This window comes from Niallia sp. FSL W8-0954 (assembly GCF_038005605.1).
Taxonomy (GTDB): Bacteria; Bacillota; Bacilli; order Bacillales; family Cytobacillaceae; genus Niallia; species Niallia circulans_A.
Map to the genome: position 1 here is coordinate 2,699,222 of NZ_JBBOTN010000001.1, position 23,788 is coordinate 2,723,009.

Annotated in this window: 21 protein-coding genes and 2 other annotated features; of the genes, 3 read left to right on the top strand and 18 right to left on the bottom strand. The window is 35.5% G+C overall.

What is annotated here, in order from left to right; genetic code table 11:
- Positions 1-12: 12 nt before the first annotated feature.
- From proB to NX902_RS13235, 4 genes are all read right to left on the bottom strand, one after another.
- Positions 13-1,110 carry a glutamate 5-kinase gene (gene proB, locus NX902_RS13220; RefSeq protein WP_249878438.1) on the bottom strand — a complete coding sequence of 366 codons (1,098 nt, stop codon included), beginning with the start codon at positions 1,108-1,110 and terminating at the stop codon, positions 13-15.
- Positions 1,111-1,489: 379 nt separating this feature from the next.
- Positions 1,490-2,266, bottom strand: coding sequence for a Cof-type HAD-IIB family hydrolase (locus NX902_RS13225; RefSeq protein WP_249878437.1), 777 nt, complete (start codon positions 2,264-2,266; stop codon positions 1,490-1,492).
- A gap of 378 nt (positions 2,267-2,644) precedes the next feature.
- Entirely contained in the window at positions 2,645-3,619 is a 975-nt protein-coding gene (locus NX902_RS13230; RefSeq protein WP_303984141.1) for a DMT family transporter, read from the bottom strand.
- A gap of 192 nt (positions 3,620-3,811) precedes the next feature.
- The gene (locus NX902_RS13235) at positions 3,812-5,524 is read right to left on the bottom strand and encodes an ABC transporter ATP-binding protein (protein WP_095328923.1); all 1,713 of its coding nucleotides are present in this window, start codon (positions 5,522-5,524) and stop codon (positions 3,812-3,814) included.
- Positions 5,525-5,987: 463 nt separating this feature from the next.
- Between NX902_RS13235 and NX902_RS13240 the strand changes: the two genes are divergently transcribed.
- Positions 5,988-6,905 (top strand): LysR family transcriptional regulator, encoded by a 918-nt coding sequence (locus NX902_RS13240; RefSeq protein ID WP_163186814.1) that lies wholly within the window; start codon positions 5,988-5,990, stop codon positions 6,903-6,905.
- 493 nt (positions 6,906-7,398) lie between these two features.
- Here NX902_RS13240 and trpA read toward each other — a convergent pair whose 3' ends face one another.
- The 8 genes from trpA to NX902_RS13280 all read right to left on the bottom strand — a co-directional run bounded on the left by trpA (position 7,399) and on the right by NX902_RS13280 (position 15,112).
- Positions 7,399-8,190 carry a tryptophan synthase subunit alpha gene (trpA, locus tag NX902_RS13245; protein WP_341160766.1) on the bottom strand — a complete coding sequence of 264 codons (792 nt, stop codon included), beginning with the start codon at positions 8,188-8,190 and terminating at the stop codon, positions 7,399-7,401.
- Between the two features lie 4 nt (positions 8,191-8,194).
- Positions 8,195-9,391 (bottom strand): tryptophan synthase subunit beta, encoded by a 1,197-nt coding sequence (trpB, locus tag NX902_RS13250; protein ID WP_123257735.1) that lies wholly within the window; start codon positions 9,389-9,391, stop codon positions 8,195-8,197.
- Positions 9,392-9,409: 18 nt separating this feature from the next.
- The gene (locus NX902_RS13255) at positions 9,410-10,021 is read right to left on the bottom strand and encodes a phosphoribosylanthranilate isomerase (protein ID WP_123259383.1); all 612 of its coding nucleotides are present in this window, start codon (positions 10,019-10,021) and stop codon (positions 9,410-9,412) included.
- Positions 10,018-10,812, bottom strand: a complete 795-nt coding sequence (trpC, locus tag NX902_RS13260) for an indole-3-glycerol phosphate synthase TrpC (protein ID WP_123259382.1) — start codon at positions 10,810-10,812, stop codon at positions 10,018-10,020. The genes NX902_RS13255 and trpC overlap by 4 nt, the downstream gene beginning before the upstream one ends.
- Positions 10,813-11,838: an anthranilate phosphoribosyltransferase gene (gene trpD / locus NX902_RS13265; RefSeq protein ID WP_341160767.1), complete on the bottom strand. Its 1,026-nt coding sequence runs from the start codon at positions 11,836-11,838 to the stop codon at positions 10,813-10,815.
- Positions 11,835-12,422, bottom strand: a complete 588-nt coding sequence (locus tag NX902_RS13270) for an anthranilate synthase component II (protein ID WP_341160768.1) — start codon at positions 12,420-12,422, stop codon at positions 11,835-11,837. The genes trpD and NX902_RS13270 overlap by 4 nt, the downstream gene beginning before the upstream one ends.
- Positions 12,403-13,800: an anthranilate synthase component I gene (gene trpE, locus NX902_RS13275; RefSeq protein WP_341160769.1), complete on the bottom strand. Its 1,398-nt coding sequence runs from the start codon at positions 13,798-13,800 to the stop codon at positions 12,403-12,405. Before trpE ends, NX902_RS13270 begins: the two co-directional genes overlap by 20 nt.
- An 88-nt stretch (positions 13,801-13,888) precedes the next feature.
- Positions 13,889-14,124, bottom strand: a binding site (T-box leader).
- A 37-nt stretch (positions 14,125-14,161) separates the two neighbouring features.
- Positions 14,162-14,411, bottom strand: a binding site (T-box leader).
- A gap of 59 nt (positions 14,412-14,470) precedes the next feature.
- Positions 14,471-15,112 carry an MOSC domain-containing protein gene (locus NX902_RS13280; RefSeq protein WP_123259378.1) on the bottom strand — a complete coding sequence of 214 codons (642 nt, stop codon included), beginning with the start codon at positions 15,110-15,112 and terminating at the stop codon, positions 14,471-14,473.
- A 169-nt stretch (positions 15,113-15,281) separates the two neighbouring features.
- Between NX902_RS13280 and NX902_RS13285 the strand changes: the two genes are divergently transcribed.
- Positions 15,282-16,580, top strand: coding sequence for an MFS transporter (locus NX902_RS13285; protein WP_123259377.1), 1,299 nt, complete (start codon positions 15,282-15,284; stop codon positions 16,578-16,580).
- A gap of 80 nt (positions 16,581-16,660) precedes the next feature.
- Here the strand turns inward: NX902_RS13285 and NX902_RS13290 are convergent, their stop codons facing one another.
- The 3 genes from NX902_RS13290 to NX902_RS13300 all read right to left on the bottom strand — a co-directional run bounded on the left by NX902_RS13290 (position 16,661) and on the right by NX902_RS13300 (position 20,269).
- Positions 16,661-18,538 (bottom strand): PTS fructose transporter subunit IIABC, encoded by a 1,878-nt coding sequence (locus NX902_RS13290; protein ID WP_123257742.1) that lies wholly within the window; start codon positions 18,536-18,538, stop codon positions 16,661-16,663.
- A gap of 73 nt (positions 18,539-18,611) precedes the next feature.
- The gene (gene pfkB, locus NX902_RS13295) at positions 18,612-19,520 is read right to left on the bottom strand and encodes a 1-phosphofructokinase (RefSeq protein WP_095328935.1); all 909 of its coding nucleotides are present in this window, start codon (positions 19,518-19,520) and stop codon (positions 18,612-18,614) included.
- Positions 19,517-20,269: a DeoR/GlpR family DNA-binding transcription regulator gene (locus NX902_RS13300; RefSeq protein WP_095328936.1), complete on the bottom strand. Its 753-nt coding sequence runs from the start codon at positions 20,267-20,269 to the stop codon at positions 19,517-19,519. Before NX902_RS13300 ends, pfkB begins: the two co-directional genes overlap by 4 nt.
- Positions 20,270-20,692: 423 nt before the next feature.
- On the opposite strand from NX902_RS13300, the gene NX902_RS13305 reads away from it, so the two are divergent.
- On the top strand, positions 20,693-21,046 hold the full coding sequence (locus NX902_RS13305; protein ID WP_123257743.1) for a hypothetical protein: 354 nt from the start codon (positions 20,693-20,695) through the stop codon (positions 21,044-21,046).
- 323 nt (positions 21,047-21,369) lie between these two features.
- Here the strand turns inward: NX902_RS13305 and NX902_RS13310 are convergent, their stop codons facing one another.
- Genes NX902_RS13310 through NX902_RS13320 form a run of 3 tightly spaced genes read right to left on the bottom strand, consistent with a single transcriptional unit; the run spans position 21,370 to position 23,715 of the window.
- Entirely contained in the window at positions 21,370-21,957 is a 588-nt protein-coding gene (locus NX902_RS13310; RefSeq protein ID WP_163186808.1) for a GNAT family N-acetyltransferase, read from the bottom strand.
- A gap of 44 nt (positions 21,958-22,001) precedes the next feature.
- A complete protein-coding gene (locus NX902_RS13315; RefSeq protein ID WP_163186806.1) occupies positions 22,002-22,730 on the bottom strand; it encodes an exonuclease domain-containing protein in 729 nt (242 codons plus the stop codon).
- Between the two features lies 1 nt (position 22,731).
- Positions 22,732-23,715, bottom strand: a complete 984-nt coding sequence (locus tag NX902_RS13320) for a DUF294 nucleotidyltransferase-like domain-containing protein (protein WP_163186804.1) — start codon at positions 23,713-23,715, stop codon at positions 22,732-22,734.
- Between the last annotated feature and the right edge of the window lie 73 nt (positions 23,716-23,788).

Consider the following 23,788-nt stretch of genomic DNA (forward strand, 5'->3'; position numbering starts at 1 on the left):
CATCTCTCCTTTTTATAATTTCACCCATTTGTCACGGTGAATAACTTCGATTTTAGGATGTTTTATCATTGTTTTTTCTTCTGCTCTTTGTGTAATAATCGCTTTTAGCTCTTCAGAAGAATAGAGTACTTCCCCTTTACCGATAACTCCTTTTTCACCATAGACTTCGACAACATTTCCTTTTTCAAAGAGCCCTTCAACTTTATAAATACCGGCTGGAAGCAAGCTCCCACCTTTGTTTAGCAACGCCATTTCTGCTCCTTCATCCACATACAGACTTCCTTCTACTGTAGAATGAAGGGATATCCATTGACGATTACTGTTTATAGATGATAAAGCATCTGAACCAATATAGGTTCCGTCTCCTTTCCCCTCTATAATATCGATGAGCTTCTTCTCCCCCTCGCCTTTTCCGATAAAAACCTTTACTCCTAAGGAATTTGCTGTTTCTGCTGCAATCAACTTTGATTTCATGCCACCAGTTCCAACCTTTGACCCAGTTCCCTTCGCAGCATCCTTCCATTCCACCGTTATTTCAGGCAAATAATCAATCCGTTTTGCTGAGGCATCTTCCTTTGGATTTTTGTCATATAAGCCATTAATATCTGTGAGAATTATTAATTGATCGGCATGGACAAGTCCACTAACAAGGGCTGATAGCATATCGTTGTCTCCAAACGTTAATTCTTCTACAGATACAGTGTCATTCTCATTTATAATTGGTAAGATATTTCTTTCTAATAATTCTGTTAATGTAGAATAAGCATTTCGGTAGCGATCACGTTTGGAAAAATCATTTCTTGTTAGTAATACTTGAGCGGGAACCATCCCAAACTTACTTAATTGTTCATTATAGCTTTGAATTAGCAAGCTTTGACCTACTGCTGCTGCTGCCTGTTTCCCTTTCAATGTAACTGGTCTTGAAGGATAGCCGAGTTTTCCAAAGCCCGCAGCCACTGCTCCAGATGATACTAAAAGTACTTCATGACCATATTCTCTTAATTTTGCAATGCTTGCGATATGGTCACTTAGCTTTGATTGATCGATTGCTCCTTTTGTATTTGTAAGAGAGCTGCTCCCGATTTTTACAACAATTCTTTTCTTCTCCATTTGATTTCCTCCGTACTAAGTTACTCCGAATACACCCATTTAAAAAAGCTCATTTTCATCCTATTAAAAGGACGAAAATGAGCTTTCCGTGGTACCACCTTAATTGAACCAATATAAATATTGATTCCACTTTGTCTGATAACGCAAGAAATGCGCCTACTGTAGTAGGACTTGAGAGGCAGGTTCTGTGTTCTTTCATTATGAAGTCTTTCAGCTTATAAACTTCACTCTCTTTTATGAAAGGTTCTCACATACTAATCCTTTCGCTTCGTTCGATTTTCTTTTTTCTAATTATAAGCAGTTTTCACTATTGTTTCAATCGTTTTTTGAAATTTATAAGAATAGCAAAAAAATTTTTGTTCTATTTGTCAGTAAGTGATTATTTTTTTATCCCGGCCATTTCTTTTTTTAAGGCCCATTTTCTGATTGCATAAGCGACACCATTATCATTATTCGTCAAGGTAACAACATCTGCTGTCTGTTTCACTATATCTTGTGCATTTCCCATTGCCACGCCTATTCCTGCTTCTTTAATCATGCTAATATCATTTAAACTGTCTCCAGCCGCTAGTACTTGATCCATTGTAATATCTAAAAGTTCACATACTTTTTTAAGTCCTTTTGCTTTATTTATACCAAGCGCATTGACCTCAATATTTACTGGGGAAGAATTGCTGATTTCAAAGCATTTTTTCTCGTTTAAACTAGTTAAGACTTGTTCACGAACTTTATCATCTTCTATATGATAGCCAAATTTGAGCCAATCTGATTTATTTATGTCTTCTGGCATTTCATCTACCCAGACTTTCTCACAACTAGCAGCCCACATTTTAGCTTTATGCTGTTGTGCTAATTCCCACATCCATTGAATATTGCTTGCATCGACAAGATTTCTTTCGATTAAATTACCATTCATATCCCATATTTCACTACCATTTACCGTTATTAAATAAGAGTTTAATAACAGACTTTTTGCATGATCTCTACAAGTTGCAATAGTTCGACCAGTACTTAATACAACATGCAGTCCTTGGTCATGGGCCTCTTTAATCGCTTTTTTATTTTCTTCTGGAATTTCTCCTTTTTCATCTAATAAAGTACCATCCATATCTAGTGCGATTAATTTAATCTCTTTGTCTTCTAACCTCTTTGTCATTTTGCTGTTCCTCCTAATGATTATTTTTAGAAGTGATAGCCAAAAAACACGACTGTCAGAATTTCCGTATTCTTAAGCTGTATATTTATCTTTTTTTACCATAACTAGATTTTTGAAACAGAGCATGTTCACGCTATGCTAAATAAACTGTTTGCAATAATCCTCTAAAATTTTTTGCCAATCCACGTAGTAACAAAATTCAAATCATTTCTTCTGACTAACATATTCAACTTCTAAATTTGCCTTTCCTACTCATTACCATAGTATAACGAATGGGGATAAAAAAGTAAAAAATTCCGATAAGTCTAACAAAACTTCATAAAATCATTAGGGTTTTAACACAATTTTTACCTTACCTTCAACATATGATCGTAAGATTTATGAAGATGCTTCCATGCTTCTATTTATGTGTAATTTTTTACTTGAATATACACTATGTAAAACCATTCCAAACATAACTAAACAGATACCAAAAAAACTTAAATGGCTAGGTAATGGGGCAGAAAGAAATAGAACTTCTCCTATTAAGGCAAATAAAACTTCTAATGATTGTGTTGCCTCTACCGCTCCTAATTTAATCAAATTGTCTTTTACTAAATCTGTTGCGGCAAAAAATAAGATGGTAGCAATTATACCGGAAAATATGGCCACAATAGCAGATTGAAACACTTGTTGCTTTCCAGGTAATCCTAATGTGAATGCGCCAACACCTGATAATAGAACCCAAAAAGGAATACTTGCTACAGTCATACCTAGTACCCTTTGAAATACATCTAATCTCCCATCACATACCTCCATCATTTTCCGGTTACCTAGTGGGTAGGCAAAGGATGCAATAAGAATTGGAATAAGGCAAAATAATGCATTCTTTAAGGAAATAGATACGGCAAACTCAAGCTGCATAATGATAATACCCAATACAATTAACATGGAAAAGGTTAAGCTTTTAAAAGGAATTTTCCTTCTGATTTTTTGAATACGGCCATTTCCGTCCATTTTTTGCTCATAAAAAAAGGGAGCAAGCAATGTTCCAGATATAATAGTAAGCTGCCATGTTCCTGCAACCAGCCAACCAGGTCCATATGCTCCAGCAAAACAAATACCACCGTAAAACAATCCAAATCCTACTGAACTCCAAAAGATCCAAGTAACTGGATTTTCTCTTAATTCTTTCCATACTGCTGTTAAATTCCTTCTCCACCCAACTATTAGGAGCAATAACGGGACCATAAAAAAATAACGCAGAGAAGCACTCCAAATCCAGCTTCCTCCTCCTATTTCCATGGACTGATTTAATACAAAAGTAAACGCAAAAAACACAGCTGAAAATATCCCTAAAATGATTGGTCTCAATTGTTACCCCCCTATTTTTTGGTTAATTTTGAAAACTTATATCCAATATATCGCATATTGGATATTAATAACAATATTTTTTTATTTCCTTCTGAACTATGTTTTTTTTTGTTTAATTTAATTGTGGATGCTTCATTGTTGTGACCAACCAATAAAAAAAGGTCTGCACCTTTAAAAGTACAGACCATATGTTTATCGTTGATATTGAACACGATGAAGGTTAGCAAAAATACCATTACGCTCTAATAATTCATCATGCTTTCCTTCTTCTTCTATCCCATTTTCAGTAACTACTACAATGCGATCAGCATTACGAATAGTTGCAAGTCGATGAGCAATAATTAAAGTAGTTCGATTTTTAGCTAGTTCATTTAAAGAATTTTGAATAATTAATTCTGTTTCTGTATCAAGGGCAGAAGTGGCTTCATCCAATATTAAAATTGGCGGGTTTTTTAGGAACATCCGAGCGATGGCAATCCTTTGTTTTTGACCACCAGAAAGCTTTAATCCTCTTTCCCCAATTTGTGTTTCATATCCTTCTGGTAATTTAAGCACTAACTCTTCCAAATGTGCTCTTCTTACTGCCTCGTGAATTTCTTCATCTGTAGCATGTAAATTTCCATATGCAATATTTTCTTTCAGTGTACCTGTAAATAAAAAGACATCTTGCTGTACGATTCCAATTTGTGATCTTAATGAACTCATTGTCATATCACGAATATCGATACCATCAACTTTAATACTACCACTATTTACATCATAAAAACGTGGTATTAATGAACAAATCGTAGTCTTTCCAGCTCCGGATGGACCTACAAAAGCAATTGTTTCCCCAGCCGAAATGGAAAGATTAATATTTTTCAAGACAGGATTTTTATCATAGCCAAAGCTTACATCGTTTAAATGGATATTTCCTTTTAAGGATTCTACTTCAATTGCATCATCGCGATCTTGGATTTTCGGTTCCGTATCTAACAACTCCAAGAACCGTTTAAATCCTGCCATTCCTTTCGGATAAAGTTCCAAAATTGCACTAATTTTATCAATCGGTTTTTGCAGTATATTTACAAAAAGGATAAAAGATACTAATTCGCCAATTTTCATCTGATTATTAAAAGTTAACCAGGCACCAAATACTAGAACGACTAATGTGAAAAATCGCATTAACATATAAACAGAAGAAGAAGTAATCGACATTACTTTATATGCTCCGATTTTTGCTTTGCGGAATCTTCGGTTATTCACTGTAAATCTAGAAATTTCAAACTCTTCATTTGTAAATGATTGAACAACACGAACCCCAGATACACTATCTTCCACTCTTGCATTAACATCTGCAATATCTCCATACATTTGTCCCCAAGCTTTGTTCATGCTTCGGTTACAGTATGTAATTAACCAAACTAGAATTGGAACAATAAAGATAACGATAAGTGCTAGTTTAATATTAATCGTAAGCATAATCCAAAATGCACCGACAAATGTCATAATAGCAATAAATAAATCCTCTGGTCCATGATGGGCCAGTTCCCCGATATCAAATAAATCATTGGTAATCCGACTCATAATATGTCCCGTTTTTGTATTATCAAAAAACGAAAAGGATTGTCTTTGCACATGAGTAAATAATTGACCTCTCATATCTGTTTCAATATTAATCCCTAATTTATGTCCCCAAAAGTTAACAATGTATTGAAGAAAAGTACTGATACCATATAATAGCAACAGACCTACTCCTACAGATAAAATACTACTCCAATTACCTTCGGGAAGTAGTTCATCAATATACCAAGAGACTGCAAGTGGAAATGCCAGCTCTAATAAAGCAACCACTATTGCACTGGAAAAGTCGAGTGTAAATAATTTTTTATGTGGCTTATAATATGAAAAAAAGCGTTTTATCATGATCTTTCTCCTTCACTCCTATCGTTTTATTTACCATTTTACCAATCAAACTAGTTTTCTCTTTATTTATTATTGCGAAATCCTAACCTTCTCTTGCTTCGATTCTTCTAAAGCGCACAATGTAATCTTTTACCAAATACCATCATAATGAGAATCATTATTGATTATATTAGCAATTCACTTTTTCTACAAGAAAAATATTTATCATTCCGAAATAATTACAGAAGAAAACATTTATGAAAATAGGAGTAAGGACTGATTGCTTGTTTATAATAAAAAAAAAGAAATAATAATTTAGTTAATATTCTTTATTTTTAGATTATTCTATTAATTAATCTTTTTTCTTTACTAGTTTTTAGTATAATAGATAGAAAGAATGTATTGTCTCTTATTTTAGGTAATCTCGATATTGCTTTCTTCATGTATCATGTATTCTATGTCTTATAAAGGAGCGTGTTTTTTTTTGGATTATCATCTCTTAACCTTTGTAACAGTTGCTGAAAAACTGAATTTTACGAGAGCCGCAGAAAGCTTACATATTACGCAATCAGCAGTAACTCTTTCTATTAAAGCCTTGGAAAAAAAGTATAATATTACCTTTTTAGACAGAACGAATAAGTATGTAAAGCTAACAAAAGCAGGCGAACTATTTTATTTTCATGCTAAGAAAATTTTATCGGAATACAAGGAAGTAAATAATTTAATTGAACACCTTTCCGAAAAAGAAAGCCGTCCTCTCACCGTCGGTTCAAGCTTTACATTTGGAGAGTATTTACTGCCAAAAATAATGGCTAACAATGTTAGAATCAATAATAACCAAGAGAAACCAATGATAAGTATTAGAAATTCGAACCGTATTGTTGATCAACTTTTACGTGGAGAAATTGATTTAGGTATCATTGATAGTCCTTTAAAAACACACCCTCACCTATCCATTACACCTTTTAAAGAAGATGAATTAGTAATCATCGTCAGTAAAAATCATCGATTTGCCCATCAAACATTCGTGGAATTAAGCGATTTATATGAGGAAACTTGGATCCTAAGGGAAGAGGGGTCCGGTACGAGGCAGATTATTAATCAGTTTTTTCAAAACCAGGCATTCTCCCCGCCAATGATTCGGTCATTTGGGAGCATACAGATTATTAAAGAATCAATCGAAGCTGATTTAGGCATTTCTATTCTCTCTAAATACGCTATCCAAAAAGAATTTTCCATGGGAAGTCTAAAAATATTACGGATCAAAAATAGGCCAATTACCAGATATTTTTCCTATATCACTCCAGAATTTTCTTTTAAACATCATGCAGTATCTCCGCTAATCAAGGAGCTGACGAAAGAAAATAAACGATTATATCGAAACATAAATTTAGGAGAGTAATATGTAGGAGAGTTTCCAGTACTGCTAGGAGACAAGAAGGACAAAATGCTATTGAGCTAATGATCCGTGATTTGGAAATAATTTGCGCATTTTTTTTAGCCAATATACGACGTTAGAAGCATTCGAACAAAACTAAATAACAAAGAAAAACATTCTCATGTTAGCTTGCTAGCTGATGAATATTAGTATAAACCATTTCTTTCTATTCAGGTTGGGACATAAGTATTTCAATCAAATATAACCCCAAACAATTATACACATACACTAAAATTCGTATGTTTGGGGTTTTTGATTAATTTTAAGTAAGAAGGTTTGTGGTAACACTCGCAGGCTGAATGCAGTAACCTCCACGGCAAGCGAAGTGTATTCAGCCTGCGGGTAAATAACAAGTGACTTTACTGAAACCTTCTTTTTTAATTATAATAAAATACAGAAATTTGCGATTTTTCAATCCTATTCACTATTATCACTAAATGGAACTCATGCTCCAAACTTAAATAGCGGGTAATGTATTCCCTTTTTTGCTAGCTGCTATTAATGCTTTTATTTCCTCCAGTTTATTTTCAGAAAATAGTTGTACAATTTTACTTCCTACAATGACACCATCACAATACTCAGTCATGCTGACAACATGTTCAGGAGAAGATATTCCGAATCCAGCAAGAACAGGGATAGGACTAACTTCCTTGACCTTTAATAAATGGGTACCTAAATGAGCTTGGAAGCTTGTTCGAGACCCTGTTATACCGGTAACAGTTACAGCATATAAAAAGCCATTCCCTTTTTTGGCAATATTTTCGATGCGATCTAATGGGCTTGTTAAGGTTACTAATCGAATAATTTCAACACAATGTTTTGCTGCTACTTCCTCTAGTAATGCTTCTTCTTCAACAGGCAAGTCAGGTACGATTAATCCATTAATCGCAGCTTTTTCACAATCCTGAAAAAAATTCTCCACGCCATAGGCTAAAATAGGGTTTAAATAAGTCATGATAACAAGCGGGATATTCGTTAGCTCTCTAAACAACTGTATAGTTTCTAATACCCCTTTAAGAGTAGTGCCCGCTTGAAGAGAACGAATCCCTGCTGCTTGAATAATCGGTCCATCCGCAACTGGATCAGAAAAAGGAATGCCAAGCTCAATTGCTGTTGCGCCTGCTTCTTCAAGAAAAAGTACTTTCTCCTTTAATGTTTCCAGTCCTCCATCTCCAGCCATAATATATGGAACAAAAGCTTTATCCCCTTTATCAAGTGTCGCTTTAAAGGCTGCTTCAATTGTAATCATCCGCTTACTCCCCCATTCTTTCCATAACTGTATTTACATCCTTATCTCCTCTACCAGATAAACAAACAATAATGCCTTCCTCTTTATCCATCTTCGCTGCAAGTTTTACTGCATAACTAATGGCATGCGCACTTTCTAAAGCAGGGATAATTCCTTCGATCTTACATAGTAATTGTAGTGCTTCAAAGGCTTCGTCATCTGTAACAGATTCATAGTTAGCACGTCCGATATCATGTAGAAAGCTATGTTCAGGACCGATACCAGGATAATCTAAACCAGCTGAAATAGAGTGTGCCTCTTGGATTTGACCGTCTTCATTTTGTAATAAGTACATATATGAACCATGTAAAACACCTGGTTTTCCTTTCGACAATGATGCAGCATGTTTATCTGTATCAAGGCCATGTCCTGAAGCCTCTACTCCATGTAAAGCGACACTTTCCTCTTCAATAAATGGATAAAATATTCCCATTGCGTTACTGCCGCCGCCAATACATGCCACAATCGCCTCAGGTAGCCTGCCAATTTTTTCGATGTATTGTTTTTTCGCTTCTTTACCAATAACACTTTGAAAGTCACGTACCATCATCGGAAATGGGTGTGGTCCCATAACTGACCCAAGGATATAATGAGTATCTATCACATTTGTTACCCAATAACGTAAGGCTTCATTACACGCATCTTTTAAGGTAGCACTTCCGGATGTAACACTAACAACCTTTGCGCCTAATAACTCCATTCGAAAGACATTTAATTTCTGTCTTCGAATGTCCTCTTCTCCCATGAAAATCGTACATTCTAAATTTAATAAGGCACATGCTGTCGCCGTTGCTACTCCATGTTGGCCTGCTCCTGTTTCTGCAACAACTTTCTTTTTGCCCATTCTTTTTGCAAGAAGTGCTTGCCCAAGAGAGTTGTTAATTTTATGAGCACCAGTATGATTTAGATCCTCTCTTTTCAAATAGATTTTTGCACCGCCAGCATATTTTGTAAGATTTTCTGCATAATATAGCGGTGTTTCTCTGCCTACATAATCCTTTAAGAGATTATTTAATTCTTCATGAAAAGCAGGGTCTTCTTGTGCCTTTTTATATTCCGCTTCAAGCTCTGTCACTGCCAGCATCAGAGTTTCCGGAACATATCTACCTCCATACCTTCCAAAATGGCCTCTATTATCTGGATAAACATAAGTTTCTGTCATAATAAGCTCCCTCTTTTCTTAAATTTGAACAGTTTTTGCTAATTCTAAAAAAACTCTTATTTTTTCTAAATCTTTCTCGCCATCTGTCTCCACGCCGCTGCTTACATCGACCATAAATGGATGGGTGGTTTCTATTGCTTCCGTAAGATTATTTTCGTTTAGACCGCCGGCAAGAATAACTTTTTTATTGCCAAAGTCATAATCCTTTATCAAATTCCAATCAAACGCTATTCCATTTCCGCCATGATACTTTCCTCTCGGGCTATCAAGTAGTGCATAGTCACAAGGATATGCTGCCACTTGTTTTAAATCCTCTGGCGTGGAAATACTAAATGCTTTAATGATTGGCAAGGAAAAACTTGCTGCGAATTCTGCCGTTTCATCACCATGAAGCTGAATTACATTGATGCCTGTAACATTCACAATTTTCATTATATTTTCTTTGGACTCATTGACAAAAACGCCTACCTTCATTAAATCTTTAGGAAGAGTAGCGATAATATCCTTAGCCTCTTCTTCGCTTATTTTTCTTTTACTATTTGCAAATACAAAACCGATTGCACTTGCACCATAGCTAACAGCACATGCTGCTGCTTCTATTGTTGTAATTCCGCAAATTTTTACATTCATTCTATCTCCGCCCTTATAGACACTTTCATTTCTTTCATTTTTGTTTCAAGATCCGCTGCTTTCATAAAACTTTCCCCTACTAAAATAGCATTTGCTCCGCTTGCACTAACTTTTTGGATATCTGTATATGTGGAGATGCCACTTTCACTAATCATATACCTGCCACTTTCTTTAATTTTCCCTGCCAGTTTCTCGGTAGTATCTAATGTTACTTCAAATGTTTTTAAATTCCGATTATTGACCCCAATTAATTGCGCCTTTGTCTTCAAAGCTCTTTCTAGCTCTTCTTCATTGTGAACCTCTAATAACACTTCCAGACCAATTTCTGTTGCATACGTATATAACTCATGAAGTTCATTATCTTTTAAAGCTGCAGCAATTAATAGGATAATGTCCGCTCCATAATATTTCGCAAAATCAATTTGAATTTTATCGACGATAAAATCCTTGCAGAGAATCGGCAGATTTACTGTTTCTCTTACTTCCGCCAAATCCTCATATGTGCCTTTAAAAAATGGGGTATCCGTTAAAACAGAAATGGCATCTGCACCATATATTTCATACATTTTCGTCTGTTCCTTCGGATCTTTATCGATATTTATATCCCCTTTTGATGGGGATGCCCGTTTAAACTCAGCTATAATTGCTAACTTTTCCGCATCCTTCAGTTTCTCTGTAAAGGATCTTTTTTTAAAAGAATGCTTTTTCGTATGCAGTACTTCTTTTCTCTCATAAAGGTCAGCAATTGTTTCTCTTTTTTTTGTAATAATTTTATCTAATATGGTTGTCACTTAAATCCCTGCCCCTTCCAATTCTTTACTAACCTCTACTAATTGGTTTAACTTATAAAGTGCGGCTCCAGAGTCAATGCTTTTCTTTGCTATATGGACTCCCTCTCCAATACTTTCCGCTCTTCCAGCTGTATAGATACCAATGCCTGCGTTTAATAGGATTGTATCTCGATATGCACCTTTTTCTCCTTTCAACACTTTTAATAAAATAGCTGCGTTTTCCTTAGCATCGCCTCCACGTATTTGTTGATTTGTATAATATGGCAGATTAACATCATCTGGAGTAAGGACGATTTTCTCTATTCTTCCATTTTGTAAAATGACAAGCTGATTATCGCCTTGCAGGGAAGCTTCATCCATTCCACCTGCTCCATTTAATACAACTGCTCGTTTTCTACCAAGTTTCCGTAAGCTTTCCGCAAAGGTAAGCAATAAATCACTTCTGTATATCCCTAACACCTGGCTTTCCAAAGAAATTGGGTTGGTTAATGGACCAATTAGATTGAATATAGTTGGAAGTCTTAATTCTCGGCGAACCTTCATAATTCTCCCCATTTTCGGCTGCACATGTTGCGCGAACAAGAAAGTGATCCCAACTTCTTCTAATTGCTGCATGTTTTGTTCTGGAGTGATATTTAGCTTAATGCCAAGCTCTTCTAATACATCTGCACTTCCCGTCTTACTAGAAATACTGCGATTTCCGTGTTTAGCGACAGGAATTCCAGCTCCAGCTAACACAAATGCCGACGTGCTGCTAATATTGAAGCTTTGTGATTTGTCTCCACCTGTTCCACAATTATCGATACATCCACTGACAGGCTCAGCAAAAGACAATGTTTGTTTACGAACGGCTTTTACAATACCCACGATCTCTTCCACTGTTTCTCCCTTCATTTTTAAACTTGTCATAAAAGCAGCAATTTCTGTATCGGTAATGTCATCAGAAAAAAGAAGATCAGCGGCCCCTTCCATTTCTGTTTCAGTTAATGATTCATTAGCCATGATTTTCTCCACATATTGTTTCATCTCTCCACTTCCTCTCGAGTTTCATTGATAAAATTTTGCAAAAATTGCTTGCCGCTCTCGGTCCCAATCGATTCTGGATGGAATTGATAGCCATACAACGGATAATCTTTATGTTTGATCGCCATAATTTCATGGTCATCTGTTGAACTAGCCAAAACCTCAAATTCCTTCGTTAATGTACCTTTTTTAATAACAAGAGAGTGATAACGCATCACTTCAATCGGTTCCTCCATAGCATGAAAAAAGGGATGACCAGTAACTCGTAAAGTCGATGTCTTTCCATGCATGACATTTACTGCCTTTACTATCTCAGAACCGAAGGCATATCCAATTGCCTGATGCCCTAAGCAAATCCCTAAAATTGGATATTCTTGATAAAGGGATTGGATAAGTTCGATTAAGATGCCTGCATTTTCTGGCCTGCCTGGTCCAGGAGACAAAACAATTCCATGAGGATTTAATGTCCGAATTTCCTCTACAGTTATTTCATCATTTCGAACAACCTTTATCTCTTCTCCCAGCTCCCCTAAATATTGAAATAAGTTATACGTAAAAGAATCATAATTATCGACTAATAAAATCATGTTGTCCCTCCAAAAATAATTTTAATTTATGGATTGTTTCTTCATATTCCTTTTCTGGAATAGAGTCATGAACAATTCCTGCTCCAGCTTGAATGAATGCCTTTTTGCCTTTAATAACCATCGTGCGAATTGCTAAAGCAAAGTCCATATTCCCATTTTGGGAAAAATAGCCAACAGCTCCAGAATAAATACCTCGTTTTGTTCCTTCTAATTCATTTATAATTTGCATTGCCCTAATTTTAGGTGCACCTGACACTGTTCCCGCAGGCAAGCAAGAAATTAAAGCATCTACACACGAGTAATCCTTCTTTAATTCTCCACTTACTTCCGATACGAGGTGCATAACATGCTTAAACTTTTCTACTTTTATATATTTATCTATCGCAATACTGCCAAAATTACTCACTTTCCCAACATCATTCCTTGCTAAGTCAACAAGCATTTTATGTTCCGCCAATTCTTTTTCATCCAATAGTAAATCTTGTTCTAACTGGATATCTTCTTCCTTCGTCTTACCTCTTGGTCTTGTACCTGCAATAGGATTGGTAATGACTTTGCCATTTACGGCTTTAATTAAGCTCTCAGGAGAACTTCCGAGCACTGCATAATCTTCAAAATCAAAGAAATACATATAAGGGGACTGATTTTTGATACGCAATTTACGATAATAAGAAAATGGTGATCCTTCTATCTCAGCTGTCATTCTCTGCGATGGAACTACTTGAAAGATGTCTCCTTCTAAAATATATTGTTTTGCTTTCTTCACTTTCTCCATAAATTGTTCTTTTGATATACTTGCTTGAAAGGGAGTTACCTTTACTTCAGGTGAATCTTCTTTATATGGTGCAGTAATCTCTAACTTTCTTATCTGAAGGCGGAACTTTAACTCTTTTTCCGTTGTTGTGTGCTTTAATGGGCTAGCAATTAAATAAACTTTAAGTTCTGAATGATCAAAAATTACCAAATCTTCAAAAAACATTAGATGCACATCTGGAATCCCGATTTCATCCTTTGCTTCTGGGCCAATGTTTTCATATAGTCTGATATTGTCATACCCAACATATCCAAATGCTCCCGCATTAACTGGTAGTTGAAAGGGAAGCGTCGCTTTGTTTTCAGGTAAAAATTCGTTAATAAAATCGAGTGCTCTTCCTTTTCTTTGTTCTCGCTTTTCCCCTTCCACAATAGTTGTTTCCAATCCTTTCCCTATAACTTCAAAGGTTGGATCGCAGCCAATGATAGAAAATCTTCCAGAATCTTCATGTTTTAATGAGCTTTCGAGCAAAAATTTCTTTTTTCCAGACAATCTTTGATAAATACTAATGGGTGTCAGTGTATCTCCTTGGATTTCATCGATTAACAAAATGCTATTTTCCATCATAAATCCTCCTAGTCAGATGCTTTTGAAAAGTGCTCATCTATAAAATTCTATAAAAAAAGTCCCCTATTTGCATTGTTATTTGCAAATAGAGGACGATTCATAAACCGCGGTACCACCTCTGGTTAGAGCGAAGCTTCACTCTCTCTTTACGAGTACAATATTATACTCTATCCCAGTAACGGGGGATACCGTCAGGCCCTACTTCTTTTTCAAGCCCCCACTCAGAAGTCCATTCAGTATAATCAATGTATCGGTTCACAGCAGCCACCGACTCTCTTTAACATCTTTCTTATACTTACTACTCTTCCTCATTGTTTTGCCATATTTTTTTGAAAATAAAAAAGGGTCTCTCTCCTATAAAAAGGACGAGAAACCCGTGGTGCCACCTTCATTAGCTTAATAAAATTAAGCTCACTTTAAGAAATCAGTCTTTATTAGACAAATTTCTGTCTCTTGTAACGATGAGACGTTCGCTAAAGCCTACTACAAAGGTTGGTTCGGTTTAGAAGCTCAGAAGTCCATTCTCTTTATCGTCCACACTGGTTCACACCAACCACCAGCTCTCTGACGTTTTCAATAAAGATACTACTCTTCATCATTGCCGTTCGATATGTTAATTACATAATAGTGAACTCTCACATAAAAGTCAACCATTTTCCCCAAAAATTTATTTTACTTTTTGAAGTGCCTTTCTATAGCGATTCTTCCAATCTTCTGCTAATTCGTCAATTTGCAGGATGGAAAGCATTGCTTCTTTATTTGTACGATCAAGAAGCATTACTTTTGTTGCGTCCCAAACTGATATCTTGTTCTGCGGACGTTCTATTAGCTCCATCGTAGAATGTTCGCTGACTACGCCTTCTTCTAATACCTTAAAAAAATAGCCGGTATAACAAGTTTCCACAATTCTACTTAAAAATGGATCAATCTGATTATATTTTGAAATGGTTGAACATGGTACTCTTCCTTGTGTTACCTGAACAATAGCATTTCCTAAAGAAAAAATGTCCCCAATATATGTATTTTTTTCTGTGAATTCCGTTCCGCATATATTTTCCCCCAACGCCGGAGGATTTATTTTTGTTTTAAATTCGTCTTCCCATTTTTTATAATGTTCAAAAGGATAATAACAGACAGCCCTTTCCTTGCCACCATGAAATGCTGGATTAGCAACACCATCGCCTACAAAACCATCAAATGTTAGACTGACTTCACTCACTTTTTCTTTGCCAATCGCGGAAGAAATACTTTTATTTTTCCATATAAATGTTTTTTCCTTCCCAATACTAAGTGTGATAATTTTCCCCACTAATTAAACACCACCACTATTTTTATTTCATCATACCATATTATTGTACGAAAAGTGCTTGTAAACCAAATAATGAAATCCAGTTTTTGGATGAAAGAAAATGCTTTATTTTTTGCCATGACTGTACATATTAACTATAGTTAACTATTTGAAAGCAGGGAGAATGAAAATGGATCATGTAAATGATGATAAAAACATAGTAAACCTTACAAACAAAGCACAAAAGACAGCGAAGAAGCAAAATGTCAAGGTTTCAAAAATGGCGATATTCTCACTTTCTTCCATCCCATTAGTAATGACCCTTGGAAACAGTATGCTGATTCCAGTATTGCCTTCGATTGAAAAAAAGCTGGATATATCCTCTTTTCAAGTTAGTATGATTATTACAGTCTATTCCGTTTTAGCGATCATATTAATTCCAGTGGCAGGATATCTATCTGATCGTATCGGTCGTAAACGAGTGATTATCCCCAGCCTAATAATCGCAGGTGTTGGCGGTGTAATTTCTGGTTTAGCTGCATGGCTGATGGATAACAGTTACTGGATTATCCTTATTGGACGGGCTCTTCAAGGTGTTGGAGCAGCTGGGGCCTTCCCAATAGTATTGCCACTAGTAGGTGATTTGTTTAAGGATGAAGAACAAGTTAGTAGTACTTTAGGAGTTATTGAAACAGCTAACACTTTTGGGAAAGTACTTAGTCCCATTCTTGGAGCTTTTTTGGCAGGATTTATTTGGTTCATCCCATTTATGTCTATTCCTGTCTTCTGTTTGGTTTCCATCGTTTTGATTTTGATCTTTGTAAAATCACCAAAAAGTAAAGAAAAACCTGCACCATTTAAGGAATTTATTCAGCATACAAAAGAAACAATGCATAAAGATAAAAAATGGCTCTATGCCATTTTCTTTATTGGGGTAATCGTTATGTTTGTATTATTTGCCGAAATGTTTTACCTATCAGATATATTAGAAAAAAAATATCATATAAAAAATGTTAAAAAAGGGCTCTATCTTGCTATACCGCTTGGTGCTTTATGTCTTACTTCCTATATTACCGGGAAAAAAATTAAAAAAGACAAAAACTTAATGCGCTGGATTACTTTTATTGGATTGCTTGCAATCATTATTGGTACGATTGCACTCAACTTCTCGGACAATATGTGGTTTATCATTCTCTTTCTTACAGTGGCTGGCATTGGCATTGGTGCTAGTTTACCACCTCTTGATGCCCTTATTACGGAGGGAATTGAAAAAAAAGAAAGAGGAACCATCACAAGTATATATAGCAGTATGCGGTTTATCGGAGTCGCTGCAGGACCACCTATTATGGCAATTTTAATGAAGCATATCGACCATTTACAATTTTATTTACTAAGTGCAATCACATTAATCGCTGCGATCGCTGCCTTCTTTCGTTTAAAGTACGTGGATGGTCAAGAAGAAAAGAAAGAAAATAAAATAAACCAATAGAAAAACTTCCATCAGTTCTTTGATCATATTAAAAAAGCTGTAAATTAACGAGTAAAGTCAATTTACAGCTTTTTCTATACTTATTTTTGTTGAACAGGCTTCTTTACTAATCCTAACAATAAAGCTGATATGATCGCCCCTATTACAATAGCCAATAGGTATAGCCATGGATTTCCATCAACCAATCCAACTACGAACACACCGCCGTGTGGTGCTCTTAAACCGATATGGAAGAACATTGATAGTCCACCCGTAACTGCCGCACCAACTGCAACAGATGGTATAACGCGTAACGGATCACCTGCTGCAAAAGGAATAGCACCTTCTGTAATAAAGGAAAGACCCATAATAAAGTTTGTTAAACCTGCATCCTTTTCTTGCTTTGTAAATTTCTTTTTAAATAAAACTGTTGCTAAAGCAATTGCTAATGGCGGTACCATTCCACCAGCCATAATAGCAGCCATTGGCTCAAATACACCGTTTGCAATTAGCCCTGTTCCAAAAACATATGCCGATTTATTGATTGGTCCACCCATATCAATCGCCATCATTGCCCCTAAGATAATTCCTAAGAAGACGGCATTACCCGTACCAATATTTGACAGCCAATTTGTCATACCAGTGTTAATAGCTGCAACAGGTTCCATAATCACATAATTCATAATAAGGCCAGTAAAGAAAATTCCTAGTAATGGGTAAAGTAGAATCGTTTTAATTCCTTCTAATGATCTAGGAAGTACTTCTAACACTTTCTTTAGACCGATAACTAAATAACCAGCTAAGAATCCGCCAATTAATCCACCAAGAAAACCAGCACCACCTTGAGCAGCCATAAATCCTGCAACCATACCAGGAGCAAAACCTGGGCGATCTGCGATACTCATCGCGATAAAACCAGCAAGAACTGGCACTAATAATGCAAAGGCATTATCGCCACCAATATATTTAATAACAGCAGCAAAAGCATTATAACTCGGGTCATTCGGATCAGCTGAGTTATAACCAAACATAAAGGAAATAGCAATTAGTATTCCGCCACCAACAACAAATGGCAGCATGTTCGAAACACCGTTCATTAAGTGTTTGTAAATTTGACTACCAATGCCTTTTTTTCCTGTGTTAACTTCGCCGGAATTAGAGCCTGATCCACCGTTATATACCGGTGCTTGCTGGTTAATAGCGCGATTGATTAATTCCTCAGGTTTTCGAATACCATCTGCAACAGGTGTTTCAACCACATGTTTCCCGTTGAAGCGTTCCATTTGCACTTTTGTATCAGCAGCAACAATTACAGCTGTTGCTTTGTCAATTTCCTCTGCTGTCAGAACATTCTTTGCCCCACCGGAACCATTTGTTTCAACTTTAATATCAACACCCATTTCAGCTGCTTTTGCCTTTAATGAATCTGCTGCCATGTAAGTATGAGCAATACCGGTTGGACAAGCAGTTACTGCCACAATAAAATTCTTCTTATCGGCAATATTTTCGTCAACCGTTTCTTCCTCTACATCATAGCTGTCAATTATTGATATTACATCTTGTTTTGTAGTTGCAGTTAATAACTTACTGCGCACTTCTTCTTTAAGCAATAGTGTAGATAGTCTTGAAAGTGCTTCGAGATGAGTATTGTTAGCTCCATCTGGTGCAGCAATCATAAAAAATAAATTCGCCGGCTGTCCATCTAATGATTCATAATCGACACCACTGCTTGATCGCCCAAACGCAATAGCAGCAGTTTTTACAGCACTCGTTTTTGCATGGGGAATTGCTATTCCTTCGCCAATTCCCGTTGTACTTTGCTCTTCTCTATTTAAAATCGCTTGCTTATACGTTTCTCTATCTGTTAATTTCCCCGCTGAATGAAGAATATCCACTAACTGATTAATGGCATCAAGCTTACCATTTCCTTCAATATTCAAAAGGATAGTCTCTTGCGTTAATAATTCAGTAATTTTCATTCCATAACGCTCCCTTTTTATTTATATTTTTATCCACTTTCATCTATCTTTCTTATGAAATGGTGTGTATCGATTATGATTGTACTTGGACTTGCGGAAGAAGCTCTTCTACCTTTTCCTTTGTACATAATCCAATTGAAAAAGCAGTCGCACTTCCTGAGGCAATACTATAGCGGAAGGATTCTTTTATATCCTGTGTCTCCTCATATTTAGATAAGAAGCCTGCTACCATGCTATCTCCTGCGCCAACTGAGCTTTTCACTTGCCCTTTCGGAACCGTACTAATAATTTCTTCGTGTTGAGTAATCAAGACTGCGCCATCACCTGCTAAAGAGACGATCACATTTTGCGCTCCCATTTCCAATAGTTTTTTTCCATACGGGATCGCTTCTTCTGGAGTCGAAATAGTTACCCCAAACAATTCACCCAGTTCATGATGATTAGGCTTGATTAAAAACGGTTGATAAGGCAAGACTGCTTTTAATAATTCACCTTCTGCATCTACGACGAAAGAAACATTATTTGCGTGACAGATTTTGACTAGCTCTTCATAGGTGGTTTTAGGAAGAGTAGACGGAACACTTCCAGCTAAAACTAGTAGATCTTCTGACGTTAGAGCAGCAATCTTCTCTTTCAATTCCTGAAACTTTACTTCAGAAATAGCGGGACCATTTGCGTTTAATTCTGTTTCTGTATCACTCTTTAACTTCACATTGATACGTGTATCTTCTTCTACTTTCACAAAATCTGTTTCAATCATTTCTGATAATAGTTGTGTTTCAATAAAGCTTCCAGTAAATCCGCCGACAAATCCTAACGCTTTACTTTGCACGCCCATTTTTTTTAACACTCTTGAAACATTTATTCCTTTTCCACCTGCAAATTTACTTGTTTTTTCTAAGCGATTTAGTTCTCCTAAATGCACTTCTGCCACTTCGATTATATAATCGACAGAAGGATTTAAAGTTAGGGTATAAATCATTCTTTCACAACCTTTATGCTAGTTTTCCTTGAATATAAATCGTTTACCTCTTCATCCAGATAGTTAGTAATAATAGAAGCATTGTGCAAATCAGCTATCTTTGCAAAGTAAACTTCGGAAAATTTACTATCATCTGCGACAAAAAAAGCTTCTCTTGATAATGATAATGCTTTGCTTTTCACCATTGCTTCTTCTTGATCAGCAGTAGTATACCCATATTCAGGATGAATACCATTGACACCCATAAAGCATTTATCGAATCGATAGTTATCAAGACTTAATAATGCGCCACGACCGACTAACGCGTTTGTTTTTTCTTTGACATAACCACCTGTTATATAGGTTTGAATACGAGCTTCAAGTAAGCTTGTCATATGCGTAAGTCCGTTCGTTACCACAACAATGTCTCGATTCTTTAAGAATGGAATCATTTCTTTAATGGTTGAACCAGCATCCAAATATATACTATCTCCATCTTCTACTAGCTTTGCTGCGTATGCCGCAATCATTTTTTTCTCTTGGAGGTTTTTGAACGCTTTTTCACTCATACTCTGCTCCGTTATTTTCCTTTGGAGCCTAGCTGCTCCACCATGCACCCGTTTCAAGAACCCTTCTTGCTCTAATTGAGTTAAATCGCGTCTGATGGTGGATTCTGAAGTATTCAAAACATCTATCAAATCTTGAATTTTCACAACACTATGTTGTTTCAGTAATTGTAAAATAAGTTCATGCCTTTCAGGTGTTAACAAGATTATCACGCTCCCTTTTAGGGTATGTCTTGGGATTATGTCATTTTCTTTGAGGTGATTAACCTTAACTAAACAGGATTACGATAAATATGATTTTTACCCTCATTAAAAAACAACTTAATTTAAGAACATCATACTGTAAACGATTTCACATTTCAAGCATTTTCTTTCAAAAACAATCAAATATTATCATATTTTTGACGTTTTGTGAACGTTTTTAGTATAATATGAATTTTTTTATTGTTCTCCCTTTTAAAACTATCATTATTTTTCCCTAAATTATCTCTTTTAATTTACCGATTTTACGAAAATCGCAGCACTAAATGTTCAACACAGATAGAATTTCCTTTATCATTTCCTCGTTGTTTATGGTATTCTGTGTTCTGGTGAGAAAAATATTTACAAAAGAAAAGGAAGGAATATATGAAGAGAATTTCTTATTATTATTTAGACTTTGTTAAAATACTATTTTCTGCGGTCCTTTTATTTGCCATTTTCGGAACAGTTAACGATACGATTATAAAACTTATTACTGGTTACTCATTTCCTAATGTGGAATTTTTAAAGGGAAAGCAGTCTTTAACAGGATTGTTTATTTTACAATATATAGGATTTGCCTTGATTTATTTTGTGTTATACAAAAACACTCTATCTTTTATTGGCTTTACTAAAAATCGAGAGCGAAAAAAGCTTTCCTCGATGTGGACGAAATACCTAATACTATTCGGCATAGGATTTATCCTCTTGTTTTATATTGTATTACTCATTGTTTCCTAGATTAATTTAATAGAAAATAATTGCGTAAAAATAAATTGTATGATACTATCAAATCAATATATAGTTGTTTTTTTTATAAAATCACACTATATATAGTTATCGATTCAATCTTTAATCCAATGTCTCTTTTCGCTTCTATGAAGCGACTTTTTTTTGGATTAATTTCCTCTATCCGTCTTTAATATCCCCCTATTAATTAAATGTTTTGATCGAAGTGCTTTTTAATTACCAAAATTCATACAAAAAAGCTGCCCGATAAGTTCGAGGCAGCCTATTCATTATTCACTTCCACCTTTAGGGAAGCGGTCTCTATTATGTGCTTCTTACTTGATTTGTATGGGATACACTTGACTTGCTGAAGGTTCTTGTAACTTTTTAAAATACTCCTCTTTTGTCATACAATAATAAACGCTTGTAATTAATTGGTTATCAAAAAGTTTATAGCGGTTGGTTTTCTGGAATTTATAATGAAATCCACATTTTTCATTTACTCGTCTTGACTTCGTATTAAAATCAAAATGACCACACCATATTAAATCCAAACACAAGTGTTCAAATCCAAATTCTAACAGATAATTGACTGCTTCTGGAACGATCCCTCTTCCCCAATACCGGGGATTAAGAGCAAATCCTACTTCACGCTGTGCTAAATGAGAGAGTTTAGTATCAGGCGTTCGTTCATGAAAACCAATACTTCCAATCACCTTATTCTCTTCTTTCCACACAATCGCATAAGAATTTTCATTCTGTAAAAAATAGCGGATTACTTCTTTACTTTCTTGTTCACTTTTATGGGGTGGCCAGCCAGCAAACGGACCTACCTCTTCCTTTTGCGCATATTCATATAAATCTTTATAATCCGCTTCCCTCCACCCTCTTAGCAACAGTCTTTTTGTCTCAAATACATCCATTTTACATTCACCACCAGTTAATTATTAAAACTTTGTCCTCTATTTTACCGCCATGCTAATCTTTCATATATATCCTGTAAAGTGCGACAGCCCAATTGTTCAGCCCTTTGTAAATACTGACACCATAGAACAGCGGTTAATTTAGCATCCCCTAAGGCATGATGACGATTTATGACAGGAATATCACTAAATTCACACCATTCCTCTAATGTCAATATTTTTTGTTGTGGTTCAACAATTTTAAACAAAAAAGAAGTATCAACGATTCGATGTTTAAATGGTGTTTTAAAACTTCTCCAGCATGCAGACTGCATAAAGCTTTTCTCATGGGAAGAGTGATGAGCAATCAGTGTATGATCCTTAACAAATCCAAAAAATTGCACCAGTACATCGGATAGGGGCGGGGCATTATGTAAATCTTCGGATTTAATTCCCGTTAAAGAGCTTATTTCTTCTGGTATATCTATTCCAGCGTTAACTAAGGTATAAAATTGCTCATCTAAGATATCGCAGCCTTCTACCTTTATAGCACCAATTGAAATAATTTGATCGCCTTTATCAGGTAAAAATCCCGTTGTTTCAATATCAAAAACAACTGCTTTTAAATTATTTAATGGTAACCTGGAGGCAGCCTCAACCTTTAAATCTTTTTGAAGCTGTCTCATAAAAGCAATTTGCTGAGAATTACTCCCACTCGAGGTAGCGTGCAATACACTCGAATTGACTTTTCCATATAAATCTCTCATATATTGTAGAAACGATTCGACTCCCATTTTAACACCCTTTTTCAATTATCCTTTGTACTTGATGATATAATTTGATACCATGGCGCATTAATCCTTTTATATCTTGCCTTTGTTCTTTTGTTAACTGTTTTATATTCAAATAATGAACATCTTCATATGTTTTTGCCTCTTTAAATAATTCGATGCGATAATCTAATATTCTCCTAAAAGAGCTTTCATATAGTCTTAACCAGTTGTCATATGTCTCCATCGTTCTTAATGTCTTAATACGTTCTAATGTCGATGTTTCCTGGATTTTTTCCTTAATAGCTAGAAGCCTAATCGAATTAACATACGGTAAATACATCGTATGCTTTAAATGAATGGTACCTTTATGTCTTCCCGTTCTTTCCACAAAAAATTGACCGAATATTCCGACCCCTTTTTTTATACGCATTACATTATTCATAAATCTTTTTAGTAGCATTGGATGAAGAACGCAGTACTGATGAATATAACTTCTCAACTCTTGAACATAATTTTCCTCTCCAAACAGTTGTCTACTATCATAAAAGATTTGCAAAAATCTAATTGATTCCCAGTTTTCTTTTTCCATCCATTGCTCTAATTGGTGTTTCCATTCTTCTACGGATTTGCACCAGATAGGATTACTACTCATGACTTTCCCTTCACAATATGGATAACCTATTTCATTTAACGCATCACTTAGCCATTCTCCAAATTGGATAAAATATTGATTGCTGTTTTCTTCATTGCTTTCATAGATAATGCCATGATCTTGATCGCTAAAGATGCCTTGTTCTTTTCTGCCAGCACTTCCTGTAACAAACCAGACAAATGAACATGGAGGTTCACCGTAATTTTTTTTATATTCACAAAGGACAAATTGAAATAACTCCATAAATACTTCATCGTAAAAATTATTTAACTGAGTGTTTTGATAGGTGGTTGTTTGTAAAAAAAGTTCCTTTTCTCTTTTCCATTCATTAAACCTATGACTTTTAGAGCACATCCATGCACTTCCTTCTTCGATAAGGGATATTTATATGAATCTGTATGTCTATCATAACATGTTCTTATTTGCA

Coding starts and splice junctions, on each gene's coding strand:
- trpE (WP_341160769.1), bottom strand. CDS start 13,800: ATGGAAAATAGCATTTTGTTAATCGATGAAATCCAAGGAGATACACTG.
- trpB (WP_123257735.1), bottom strand. CDS start 9,391: ATGACAGAAACTTATGTTTATCCAGATAATAGAGGCCATTTTGGAAGG.
- NX902_RS13310 (WP_163186808.1), bottom strand. CDS start 21,957: ATGGATGTATTTGAGACAAAAAGACTGTTGCTAAGAGGGTGGAGGGAA.
- NX902_RS13235 (WP_095328923.1), bottom strand. CDS start 5,524: ATGATAAAACGCTTTTTTTCATATTATAAGCCACATAAAAAATTATTT.
- trpD (WP_341160767.1), bottom strand. CDS start 11,838: ATGAAACAATATGTGGAGAAAATCATGGCTAATGAATCATTAACTGAA.
- NX902_RS13315 (WP_163186806.1), bottom strand. CDS start 22,730: ATGGGAGTCGAATCGTTTCTACAATATATGAGAGATTTATATGGAAAA.
- NX902_RS13225 (WP_249878437.1), bottom strand. CDS start 2,266: ATGACAAAGAGGTTAGAAGACAAAGAGATTAAATTAATCGCACTAGAT.
- proB (WP_249878438.1), bottom strand. CDS start 1,110: ATGGAGAAGAAAAGAATTGTTGTAAAAATCGGGAGCAGCTCTCTTACA.
- pfkB (WP_095328935.1), bottom strand. CDS start 19,520: ATGATTTATACCCTAACTTTAAATCCTTCTGTCGATTATATAATCGAA.
- NX902_RS13320 (WP_163186804.1), bottom strand. CDS start 23,715: ATGTGCTCTAAAAGTCATAGGTTTAATGAATGGAAAAGAGAAAAGGAA.
- NX902_RS13255 (WP_123259383.1), bottom strand. CDS start 10,021: ATGAATGTAAAAATTTGCGGAATTACAACAATAGAAGCAGCAGCATGT.
- NX902_RS13285 (WP_123259377.1), top strand. CDS start 15,282: ATGGATCATGTAAATGATGATAAAAACATAGTAAACCTTACAAACAAA.
- NX902_RS13305 (WP_123257743.1), top strand. CDS start 20,693: ATGAAGAGAATTTCTTATTATTATTTAGACTTTGTTAAAATACTATTT.
- NX902_RS13290 (WP_123257742.1), bottom strand. CDS start 18,538: ATGAAAATTACTGAATTATTAACGCAAGAGACTATCCTTTTGAATATT.
- trpA (WP_341160766.1), bottom strand. CDS start 8,190: ATGATTACAATTGAAGCAGCCTTTAAAGCGACACTTGATAAAGGGGAT.
- NX902_RS13270 (WP_341160768.1), bottom strand. CDS start 12,422: ATGATTTTATTAGTCGATAATTATGATTCTTTTACGTATAACTTATTT.